General features: G+C 26.9%; 8 protein-coding genes. 4 read left to right on the forward strand and 4 right to left on the reverse strand.

What is annotated here, in order from left to right; all coding sequences use genetic code 11:
- Nucleotide 1 precedes the first annotated feature (1 nt).
- The gene (locus GFV01_RS07745; protein WP_160566160.1) at nt 2-937 is read right to left on the reverse strand and encodes a glycosyltransferase family A protein; all 936 of its coding nucleotides are present in this window, start codon (nt 935-937) and stop codon (nt 2-4) included.
- Nucleotides 938-949: 12 nt separating this feature from the next.
- Complete coding sequence (locus GFV01_RS07750) at nt 950-2,116, reverse strand: glycosyltransferase (RefSeq protein ID WP_160566163.1); 1,167 nt, start codon at nt 2,114-2,116, stop codon at nt 950-952.
- A gap of 257 nt (nt 2,117-2,373) precedes the next feature.
- Here GFV01_RS07750 and GFV01_RS07755 point away from each other — a divergent pair, with 257 nt between their 5' ends.
- From GFV01_RS07755 to GFV01_RS07770, 4 genes are all read left to right on the forward strand, one after another.
- Complete coding sequence (locus GFV01_RS07755; protein ID WP_160566166.1) at nt 2,374-4,611, forward strand: patatin-like phospholipase family protein; 2,238 nt, start codon at nt 2,374-2,376, stop codon at nt 4,609-4,611.
- Between the two features lie 230 nt (nt 4,612-4,841).
- Nucleotides 4,842-5,258 carry an rRNA maturation RNase YbeY gene (gene ybeY / locus GFV01_RS07760; RefSeq protein ID WP_160566169.1) on the forward strand — a complete coding sequence of 139 codons (417 nt, stop codon included), beginning with the start codon at nt 4,842-4,844 and terminating at the stop codon, nt 5,256-5,258.
- 47 nt (nt 5,259-5,305) lie between these two features.
- On the forward strand, nt 5,306-7,174 hold the full coding sequence (mnmG, locus tag GFV01_RS07765; RefSeq protein ID WP_160566172.1) for a tRNA uridine-5-carboxymethylaminomethyl(34) synthesis enzyme MnmG: 1,869 nt from the start codon (nt 5,306-5,308) through the stop codon (nt 7,172-7,174).
- Nucleotides 7,175-7,265: 91 nt separating this feature from the next.
- Nucleotides 7,266-8,078, forward strand: a complete 813-nt coding sequence (locus tag GFV01_RS07770; protein ID WP_160566174.1) for a class I SAM-dependent methyltransferase — start codon at nt 7,266-7,268, stop codon at nt 8,076-8,078.
- Between the two features lie 331 nt (nt 8,079-8,409).
- Here GFV01_RS07770 and pgk read toward each other — a convergent pair whose 3' ends face one another.
- Together pgk and GFV01_RS07780 are read right to left on the reverse strand one after the other, a co-directional pair.
- The gene (pgk, locus tag GFV01_RS07775; RefSeq protein WP_160566176.1) at nt 8,410-9,603 is read right to left on the reverse strand and encodes a phosphoglycerate kinase; all 1,194 of its coding nucleotides are present in this window, start codon (nt 9,601-9,603) and stop codon (nt 8,410-8,412) included.
- Nucleotides 9,604-10,814: 1,211 nt separating this feature from the next.
- Nucleotides 10,815-12,641: a lysophospholipid acyltransferase family protein gene (locus GFV01_RS07780; protein WP_160542940.1), complete on the reverse strand. Its 1,827-nt coding sequence runs from the start codon at nt 12,639-12,641 to the stop codon at nt 10,815-10,817.
- Nucleotides 12,642-12,644: the final 3 nt, after the last annotated feature.

Here is a 12,644-nt window from a genome sequence, read left to right on the forward strand (position 1 = left end):
ATTAACTTTTATCCGCTTTTTTTATTAAGTAATAAATATAACTAATTGGTAGTGTAAATATACTAATTGATTTAATTAATGGATTTTTTAAAGTTGACAGATTTGAAGTTACTGATCTTTTATTTAAAAAGGAATAAAATTGAAATCCTATTAAATTTCTAAGCAAAGTTTTAGGATATGAAAGTAACTGATAGCTATAATTGTTTAGCATGGCTTTATATCCCTCTCTTAATCCGAAAATATTTTTACCCTTCCAACGAGTATTGGAAACCGATTCTGAATCGCTATCGTCTTTATGATAAGTACGAATTATCTTATTAATGAATTTTGTTTTTAACCCTTTTGCATCGTAAATGCTAAAGAAAACACTTTGAGGAATATAGCCTTTATTTTCATAAATTAAATAATCAAATTTATCCAATTCTCTTTGATAACTCTTTGTTATAAAAATACCATTTTTATCTCCCTTTACTTTGTATTTATACCGCATTTCTAAAATAGAACCTATAAATCCGTTTTCGGGGAAAAAACTTCCTACTAAATTTCCTTCCGTATCTGCTGAATGTCCAATTACTCCAATATATTGATCTTGGTTTTCAATACTGCAAACTTCTTTATATAATATTTCAAATGAATTTTCAGGCCAACTATCATCTGAATCAATAATTACAAAATAAGGCGTTTTTACCTTCTTAATTCCTTCAAATACGGTAATAAATTTATGACGATTTTTTCCTTTATAATATTCAATAGGAATACTGTTTTCATCTATATATTTTTGTACCAACTGACTGGTCGAATCCGTAGAACCATCATCCATAATTATCCACATAAATTGTTTGAATGATTGTTTTTTTAGTGATTCATAGACTCTATCGAGCGTATGAGCCCTATTATAAGTGGGTGTTATTACTGTTATTACGGAATTTTTTTCCATTCATTGATTTTTTTACTTTGTTAACAGCTTTTCTATCTCTTTATATATAGTAACTGGTGAGAAAATTTCTTTACATTTTTTATTATTTTCGATAAAGAATTGCACTTTTTTTGGGTCAGACAACAAGGTTTTTATTGCTTCATATAGGGCTTGTTCATTCTTACTTGGAATGAATATACCGTTTTCTTGGTCTACCATCATTTCTCTAATTCCTCCAACATCGGTAGTTATAATCGGCTTTTCCAATATAAGGCTTTCCGCAATAACTAAAGGATACGCTTCTGAAAAGGAAGGAAGAATAAAATAATCTGCTTCTTTAATCAACGGGTAGGGATTACTATATTCTCCCAAAAATATAAATGTTTCCTCTATACGATATTCTTTTACTTTTTTTAGTAATTCTTCTTTATATTCTCCCTCTCCAACGAGATATATTTTATGATATAATCCATCATCAATAAGCTTTTTATGGGCTTCAATTAAAAGTTGATAACCTTTGCCCGGTTTTATTCTTCCAACTGATATAAATGATTGTATTGAATCATTTTTGTGTGAACTGATTTTTATAGTTGGTTTCAGCTTGGATTTAGCTATGATATCATCAACCTCTATTGGATTATAAATAATCTTAGCATTTGCAGCTATCTGATCATTAAAACTTTTTGCACTTTCCATAGTTTGTTGTGAAACATAAACCATGGTATTAAATCTCAAAAATTTCGCTACAAATTTCTCTTTATTTCCATTTATGGTAATATTTTTTATATCACCATGCATCCAACCTATTTTTTTGGATTTTAGATTTGGACTGTTTAAAACATCATCGTAATTATAATGGAAAAAAGCTATTTCAACATCTTGATTATAAAGTTTTAGGTTTTTATATAATAATCGAGGAAATTTTGAATACAATTTTAATTTTGCAGCCCTAGTGATTAATTGAAATTTTTTTATAAAAGAATTTGAATTCATAAATTCTCTTCCTTTTCCTATATATTGAACTTTAATGGATTCCGGTATTTCTTTAATTAGTTCTCCTTGATATAGATTCAACAATAAAGTAACATCAAAAATATTCTTATCTAAATGATTTAAAATATTTAGTAAGACTTTTTGAACACCTCCGGTTTCCATGGATCGGATTCTAAAAAGAATTTTAATTTTCTTTATTTCTTCCATTTATATAAGTAAAATATATATATAGTTAAATCTATTTTTAATATTTTTTAATTATTTATTTTAATCGCTATATCTCAATTAATAGTTATAAATTTTAAATTCATTTTTATGAATAGTACCATCTTTCCTTTTAAAATAGATTTTAAAAATAAATGTAATACTAAGTATATTTTTAAGTAAATCTAAAAAAAACTTACCAATTCTTTCTATTTTATTATTACTTATATAAATTACATGTTTTTAATATATTTGCTATTATGAAATTTTGTAAAAAATACTTACTATTTTTTATTTTACTAATAGGAAATTTATTTTACGGTATAAATAGAGATTCAACTTTTATATCAATTCAGGATTCTTTAAATCGTAGACCCAAAGTAGGTTTAGTTCTTAGTGGCGGAGGTGCTAAAGGGTTCGCTCATGTAGAAGTTATCGAGGCTATTGAAAAAGCAGGAATTAAAATTGATTATATAAGCGGAACCAGTATGGGTGCCATAGTAGGATCATTATATGCTGCAGGATATTCTCCTAAAGAAATGAGAAATATCATTAAAAGCATTGATTTTAACGAACTTTTTTTACAGGACAGAAATCGAAATTTTATTCCTTTTTTTGATAAATCTTACAGAGAAAAATATATTTTAACTTTACCTATTTCCAATTTTAAAATAGTTTTTCCATCAGCTTTAAGTAAGGGACAAGGACCTTTAATGCTTTTAACTAATTTATTGTACAATGTTCATGATATTCATGATTATTCTAAACTACCGATACCTTTCTTATGCATAGCAACTAATTTAGAAACCGGTGACGAAGAGCAAATGGAAAAAGGTTTTCTTCCTCTCAGTGTTTTGGCCAGTGGTGCTTATCCTTCTCTTATAGAACCGGTTAAAATTGATGATAAAACTTTAATTGACGGTGGAATTGTTAATAATTTTCCTTCCCGAGCGTTACGAGATAAAGGCATGGATATCATAATTGGAGTTGATTTAGGTAATGGTTTACAAAAAGCGAATGAAATTAAATCAATATTAAATATTATCAGTCAAATTATAAGCTATCGTATCAATATTAAAACGGATTTTGAACGAAGTTATGTAGATTTATTAATTCGACCTGATGTAAAGAATTATGAGGTAACCGATTTTGATAAAAAGGATTCCATTTTGTATAAAGGAAAACTAGCCGGAGAAAAGGCGTTTCCTGAGCTATTAAAAATTGCAAAATTACAAGGTTTTGATACTATCAATAGACCGAGAATACAGGAACTACCTTCAGAAAGAAATTTATTTATTACTAAACTTTCCATTATTGGTAATTCTTCTAAAGATTCTGTTTATATAAAAAGAAAATTAGGTTTGAAATTACCTCAAAATACATCTATTACCAAATTAGATAAAGGAATTTCTGCTTTATATTCTACGGGAAATTATAATCGGGTTTTTTATGAGCTTTCTTCCGAAAATTTTGATGAAAATCAACAAGTTAACTTATATCTAGATAAAAAAGATAATAATTCCATAAAATTTGGAATCCACTACGATGATGTGTATAAAACTTCTCTTTTAGCTAATGTTACTTTAAATAAACTTATATTAAATAATTCCAATTTATCCATTGATGTAATTTTTGGAAATAATTTCAGAACTAATATAAATTATTATATTGATAATGGAATATTACCAAGTATTGGATCTAATACAACTTTTAATTCTTTTAATTTTAATTATTCAGATTTAAAAAGAAGTGAATATTCGTTTAATCGTATTCGATACTTTAATCAACAACTTTATCTACAGTCTACCTTAAACGAAAAATATGCCGTTGGTACCGGTATAGAATATAGTTATATGCGCATCTCACCCTTTTCCTATGATCGAATTAACGAAGTAGATCACAAAAATTTTAATAAAGACGAGAGTTTTTTTTATAATCCTTATTTTTATATAAAGGCCGATACGAGAGATAACTCTAACTTTCCTTTTAAAGGTTTTAAACTAGATGCCTCTGCTAAATATATATTTTATTCTAATGCTCCTAATTTTGAAAAATTTTCCACAATTAAAACTCAATTAAGTTATTCAATCCCCTTCGGACATCGATTGGCTTTAGAAAATCAACATTTTTTAGGAGTATCTTTTAATACGCCTTCTTTACAATACAAATATTTTAACGGTGGTTATTTTGAACAAGATTTCTTAAATTTCAGTAAATTTTTAGGATTGCCATTTGCCTATAAATCCGGGGATCAACTATTCTCATTATATTCTTCTTTAAACTATAAAATCTTAAAAAATCATTATGTGAAAATTTATGCAGACATGGCTAATGTTGAAGATGAATTTAACGATATAAGATATTTTAAATACAAATATTTTAGTTATGGAGTTGGATATGGATATGACAGTCCTTTTGGACCTATTAACTTATTATACACATTTTCTACCAATCAAAACAAAGGTGTATTTAGTGTTGGTTTAGGATATTGGTTTTAACAAAATAGCTACCTATCATTTTTTCAATCCTATTTATGTAAAATTACTTTATTTTAAAAATTTTTATACATTATAAACATTTTCTCTTAATTTATACAGAAAGTTTACTTGGTATTAAATGTAAAAGTTATTATAAAATTTAATAGTATTAGTAAATCGTATGAAGAATTTTATTATATTAAAATTTCAGAATTTAAATATTAATTTAGCTAAGTAGAAATTAACAAAAAATGATAAATTATTTTTCAAATAATGATTTTATTTTAAAAAATAAATTAAAAAGAAAAAAGTGGTTAAAAGAAGTTATAGAACAAGAAGCCTGCCGTGTAGGAGATATAAATTATATTTTTTGCTCTGATGAACAATTATTAGAAATTAATATTCAATATTTAAATCATGATTATTACACGGATATAATTACGTTTGATTATAAAGAAAACCAATTAATTTCGGGTGATATATTCATTTCCACAGACAGAGTTAAAGAAAATGCAGTAATTAATAATGAAAATTTTGATCATGAATTAAATCGTGTTTTAGTTCATGGAGTTCTGCATATCATCGGGTACAAAGATAAATTGGAAAAGGATATTGAACTTATGAGAAAAAAGGAAAACACTTATATAGACTTATATAAAAATTATTAAAAATTAATTATAAAAAAAATTTTGTTTCACGTGAAACATCTGTTAAAATGATATTAGAAAAATACGATGTTATTGTTGTAGGTGGTGGACATGCAGGTTCAGAAGCTGCCGCTGCTGCTGCCAATTTAGGTTCAAAAACACTACTAATTACCATGAATCTTCAGACTATTGGTCAAATGTCTTGCAATCCGGCTATGGGAGGTATTGCAAAAGGACAAATAGTTAGAGAAATCGATGCTTTGGGCGGTTTATCAGGTATCGTTACTGATAAAACTATGATTCAATTTAAGATGCTTAATTTATCTAAAGGACCAGCCATGTGGAGTCCAAGAGCACAATCCGATCGAATGAGATTTTCGGAAGAATGGCGATTACAATTAGAAAGCATCCCAAATCTTGATTTCTTTCAAGACATGGTTGTTGAGTTATTAACAGAAAATGATCAAATTATTGGTGTTAAAACCTATATGGGAGCTGTTATTTATTCAAAAGCTGTAATATTAACTAATGGAACATTTCTAAATGGTTTAATCCATATTGGAAACAAACAGTTCGGCGGAGGTAGAATGGGTGAAAAAGCAGCATTTGGAATCACTGAAAATCTAGTTAAATTAGGATTTGAGGCCGGTAGAATGAAAACAGGAACACCTCCCAGGGTAGATGGTAGAAGCATAGATTTCTCAAAAATGGAAGAACAAAAAGGAGATAGTAATCCACAAAAATTTTCCTATACTAATACACCTAAACTCGACAAACAAAGAAGTTGTTATATTACCTATACTAATGTAAAAGTTCATGAAGTTTTACGTGAAGGATTTGAAAGATCTCCTTTATTTAATGGAACAATTAAAAGTACAGGTCCAAGATATTGTCCTTCGATTGAAGACAAAATTAACAGATTTGCAGATAGAGAAAGACATCAAATATTTGCTGAACCGGAAGGCTGGCAAACTGTTGAATTTTACATCAACGGATTTAGTACATCTTTACCGGATGATATTCAAATTAAAGCTTTACAACTAATCCCGGGATTTGAAAAAGCTAAATTTTTCAGACCGGGTTACGCTATTGAATATGACTACTTCCCTCCTACTCAATTAAAAAATACATTAGAAACAAAAAATATTAATCATTTATATTTTGCAGGACAAATTAATGGTACAACTGGTTATGAAGAAGCAGCAGCTCAAGGATTGATGGCCGGTATTAATGCATCACTTAAAATTCAAAATAAAGAGCCGTTGGTTCTTAAGAGAAATGAAGCGTATATTGGGGTATTAATTGATGATCTTATTACCAAAGGAACCGAAGAACCTTATCGAATGTTTACCTCACGTGCAGAATATAGAATGAGTTTAAGACAGGATAATGCCGATGAACGATTAACGCCATTAAGTTATACACTTGGATTAGCATCATCTCAAAGAATGCAAAATTTAGATAAGAAAATCAAGCAAACGAACAATTGTATAGATTTTATAAAATCAACCTCCATAACCAAAGAAGAAACTAATCCAATTTTACTACAAAAAAATTCAACACCTATTTCTCAAACTGTAAAAGTTGACAGTATTTTGATTAGACCTAATATATACTTAAAAGACTTAGAAAACATATCCTCTATAAATGATTATATCAAACCAAATCATTTTTCGGATGAGGTACTTGAACAAGTAGAAATTAAAATTAAATATAAAGGCTACATTGACAAAGAACTTGAAAATGTTGAAAAATTAAATAGATTAGAAAATATAAAAATCCCTTCAAATTTTGACTATTCAAAATTAAATAGTATTTCTACTGAAGCTAAACAAAAATTAATGAAATTCAAACCTGAGACTATAGGTCAAGCCAGTAGAATAAGTGGCGTATCTCCATCCGATATAAATGTTTTATTAATTTACATGGGTAGATAATATAAAGTTATAAATAAATGTTCCACGTGGAACATTTATTTATAATCCTAAATATTTTACTATATGATATTATATATATACAAAATTGAAAATGAAAATTAAAGATCACTTCTTATCTAATAAAATTTTTGAAATTCAAAAATCTGAATATACCGATATTTTAAAAACTACCCAAATACCTGAGGATCTTTCAAAATATTATGAAAGTGAAAAATATTTATCCCATTCGAAAGATCAGTCTTTAAAATCAAAAATATATTTATTAATTCAAAAACTGAATGAAAAATATAAATTAAAGATTATTAATAAATATAAAACGTCCGGAACATTATTAGACTATGGTTGTGGAGATGGAACGTTCTTAAAATTCATAAAAGATAAAAATTTTTCAATACTAGGTTTTGAACCAAATATAAAAGCAACTGAAACAGCTAAATCTAAAATTGGTGAAAATCATATAACTACTTCTTTAGATTCTGTTGAAAATAATTCTTTAGATATCATTACACTTTGGCATGTATTAGAACACATCCCTAATCCGGAAGAAATCCTGTCAAAATTAAGATTAAAATTAAAAAATGATGGATATATAATAATAGCAGTTCCAAATTACAAATCTTTTGATGCCAAATTTTATAGAGAATTTTGGGCTGCCTGGGATGTACCTCGACATATATTTCATTATTCTAAAAAAGGAGCTATCGATTTTTTTAATAATCATAAGTTTGAAGTAATTCATACGTATCCCCTACCCTTTGATAGTTTCTATATTTCTTTAATCAGTGAAAATTATATGAATAATCCTTTAGGAATTTTTAGATTTCCATTCATTGCTGCTTTATCAAATTTAAAAGGAATGAATGATGGTAATTATTCATCTGTTATTTATGTTTTGAAAAAATAAAATTTTCACAAAATTCGTATTATTAAATTAACAAGTATGCTAAGTTTAAAAGAAAATAATTTTTAATAATAGATATTTAAAATTTTAAATATTAATTAAATAAATATATAAAATAGTATTTATGATATAAATAACTATATATTATATTTTATATTAGTAAAGATATAAATTTATTTATACAAAAAAAATATATTAAAAAAGATATTATATATTAAAATTTATTAGAGCAATAATAAAAATAAAGTTACTTTGAATAGTTACTAACATATAAAAAAAGAAGCTTGAAATATCAAGCTTCTTAATATGTATTGTATAATGCTAGATTTTAATACTAATCGTTTAAAATAGCTGCTACTCCGGGTAATTCTCTACCTTCTAATGATTCAAGCATTGCTCCTCCCCCGGTAGAAACGTAACTAACTTTGTCAGTATAATTATTTTGTTTAACAAATGCTACACTGTCACCTCCTCCTACTAAGGAGAAAGCTCCATTCTTAGTGGCTTCACCAATAGCATCTCCAATAGCTTTCGTACCAACGGCAAAATTTGGCATTTCAAATACTCCTAAAGGTCCGTTCCATAATATGGTTTTAGAAGCTAAAATAACATCAGAAAATGTTTTAATAGTTTTAGGTCCAACATCTAAACCTTCCCATCCGTCAGGAATATTATTAGTATCGACTACTTTTCTATTTGCATCATTTGAAAAATCATCACCTATAACAGAATCTTCCGGAAGATATACTTTTACACCTTTTTCTTTTGCTTTTTTAAGTATATCTAATGCCAATTCTTGTTTATCATCTTCACAAATAGAGTTTCCGATCTTACCTCCTTGAGCTTTAATAAAAGTATAGGTCATTCCTCCTCCGATTATTAAGTTATCAACCACCGGAAGGATGTTTTCTATAATAGTAATTTTAGAAGAAACTTTAGAACCTCCTAATATAGCTGTTACAGGTTTTTCGCCTGTTTTAAGAACTTTTTGAATAGCATCAAGCTCTTTGGCCATCAAAAGACCAAAACATTTGTTAGAAGGGAAGAATTTAGCAATAATAGCAGTAGATGCATGAGCGCGATGTGCAGTACCGAATGCATCGTTTACATAAATATCACCTAACTTAGCTAATTCTTTAGCAAATCCTTCATCTCCTTTCTCCTCTTCATTGTGAAAACGTAAATTTTCTAACAATAAAACTTCACCGGGTTTTAATTCTGCTGCAGCTTTTTCGGCTTTAGGCCCTACACATTCATCAACGAACTTAACAGGAACACCTAAAACTTTTGATACCTCATCAACAATATGTTTTAAAGAATATTTATCTGTAACCTGACCTTTAGGCCTGCCTAAATGCGTCATTAATATTACAGAACCTCCATCTTTCAATATTTTATCTATAGTTGGCTTAGCAGAAACAATTCTTGTATTATCAGTAACCTTAAGATTTTCATCTTGAGGAACATTAAAATCAACTCTAATTAATGCTTTTTTTCCATTGAAATTGAAATCATTAACTGTTTTCATAATTTTTACTTATTTTTCTTACAAATATACCTTCATAAAAACGAAAAGAGAAATTTTGAAACCTGAATTTTTTCCACAATTAATCATTATTTATATATCTTTTTTTAATTAATTAAATAAAATTTAAAGTAATAGTAATAATAGACCTGTTAATATGTTAATAACTTTGAAATAGTGAGTTATTAAAATTTCTAAATATGATATTAACAAAATTTATTGAAAATAAATAAGTATAAATCAATAAACTAAATCACTTATCAACAATTTTTAGAAGTTATTAATAAAGTGACTGTTTAAAAAGTAACTGTTATTAAACTTATCAAAAGGAAGGTAAAATTCATTTTTAAAAAGTTTTATAAATATTTGGAAAAATCTTAAATCTTTATAAATGGAAATTGTAACTCTTGAAGCAAAATTTTTTGTTTAAAAATGTTAACAATAATTTATTTAAATTGTTAATATTGTTTTAACTTATTGAAAATTTATGAGTTAATAAAAATAATTTTTAATAATAATTATATAATTTTATTGATTTACAGTCAATTATATAATTGAAGGAATTTTTGAAATAAATTAAGTTATTAACATATTTATTAATTAATTCATAATTAATTACTTATATATGAATTATTTTGTAAAATATTGATAGTTAATATATTATATTAGGTTAAAATTTATAAGTATAGTTTAGAAGTTTAAAACATTTCTGTAGTTAAAAAATTATATTTTAAAATTATAAACTATAAACAGCTCTAACATTAATTATATTTATTTATTTAAATTAAATCAAAATAATCATTAAAAATAAATTTTTACATTATTAATGCTTAGTTATACATACAATCAATTAACATTTTATGATAATACGATATAAATATTTTTAATTTTAAGTTTGATTTATGGTGTTTTTTTAATTTATGAACAGTTATCTTATGGAGGGATAATTATTAAAAAAGAAAACATAGAAAAAGCCTTTAAATAAGCTTGTAGACAGGCTCAATATTAGTAAAGGATGGAAGAAAGTGAAATGATCCAAGTATAGAAATAAAAAAAGGTAAATAATAGCTATTTACCTTTTTAAAATAGTAGATTAAATTTTTATAAAAAGTTCAACATTAGTAAGGTGTTGAAAATCTAAGTATAGAGTACTTTAATAAAAGCAATTAGTAATCTTGTTTCAATTGAATAGTTATAAACTTGTTAACAATTGTTTATTTTTCTTCCTTTTGGTTTTTTTTGTCCATAGAATCTAACTCCTCTAATACCGGATTAATAGTACTATCCGGAATATCACTTATTCTAATATACATCAATCCGTCAATGGCATCATTAAACTTAGGATCGACGTTAAAAGCAATAACACGGGCGTTTTGTTTTAAATATTTTTTGATCAATACGGGAAGTCTTAAATCGGGTTCAAGTTCATCTATTAACTTGTCAAATTTATTAAGATCATTATCCGCAGCATCAAAGAATAAATCTTTTTCATTGGATTTCAGATGAACTTTAAATTCATTTTTTGAATGTACATATTGAGCAACATAAGAATCAAAATAATGAGAACGCATAAATTCAACCATTATCGATTTTGAAAAGTTGGAAAATTGATTGCTTATACTTACACCTCCCACCAGGTATTTATAATGCGGATTTCTTAAGCAAACATGTACAATCCCTCTCCATAAAAGTAATAAGGGCATAGGTTTTTTTTGATATTCACTGGAAATAAATGCCCTACCCATTTCAATGATTTTTTTAAAGAAAGGATGTACTTCCGAATCATATTCGAAAAGAGAAGCAGTATAAAAACCTTTAATTCCGTATTTTTCATAAATCTCTTTTCCCATTCCCATTCGATAAGCACCGGCGATAAGTTTATTTTCTTTATCCCATAAAAATAAGTGATGATAAATTTGGTCAAATTCATCCAGATCAAAAGGTTCATTGGTTCCCTCTCCCACTTCGCGAAAACAAATTTCTCTTAATCGGCCAATTTCCCGTAAGATATTAGGAATTTTTTCAGGCTTAGCTAAATAGACTTCATATTGAGAATTGGAAAATAGTTCACAATCAATTTCTTTTAAAAGCTCAACTTCTTTTAAGATTAATTCATGAGGTGTCTCTTTAATAATAGGCTTAACTTCGTTGGAATTAGCAGACTTAGTCATTGCTGATACTGAAAGGAACTTTATATTTTTAAATGGATTCTTAACCGTAGTATAGAATGATTTAAGCATATATACCTTATTCCTTAAAAAATTACCGTAAGACTTGATATCCGTATATTCATCTTGTTGTTTAACTGAAATAGGTTTACCGATTCGTATTTTAATAGGCGCTTTTCTTTTTCTAACCAATTCTCTAGGCAGCATCGCAGTCTGTAAATCCGGATGAATATTAGACATTTTATAAAACAACTTACTGTTTCTCGCATGAAAATATACAGGAATTACGGGTACTTTAGCTTTTTTCAAAAGTTTTAAGGCACTTTCTACCCATTCTCTGTCTTGATATTCTTTGGTATCCGGGTAATAATGAGAAACTTCACCGGCCGGGAAAATGATAACACAATGATTATCTTTCAAGACACGCAAGGTTTCAATAAAACCTTTTTTACTGTCAAAAGTATCTTTTCTGGTTTCAAAAGGATTAACAGGAATAATAACTTTTTTTAAAGGTTCAATTTTTTGCAATAAAAAATTAGTCATTATTTTAAAATCCGGACGAATTTCTGAAACAATTTTCATTAAAATTATGCCATCTAATCCTCCTAGAGGGTGATTGGAAACGATTATAAAAGGTCCTTTTTCAGGAATTCTTTTTAAATCTTCTTCATGAATTTCGTAGTTAATTTTTAAATGTTTTAAAACTGCAGTAAGAAATTCATTGGTAGGTAAATCTTTATTTTCAGTACAGAATTTATTTATATGACCAAGTTTTGAAACATTCATAAGGGTCCATGCTATACCCTTTCCAATAAAACCAAATTTCTTTAGGTTTAAAGTATTTTGTATATCCTCTAAGGTGACTAAACTCATATT

The sequence above is a fragment of the Apibacter sp. B2912 genome, assembly GCF_009827835.1.
In the GTDB taxonomy this organism is placed as follows: domain Bacteria; phylum Bacteroidota; class Bacteroidia; order Flavobacteriales; family Weeksellaceae; genus Apibacter.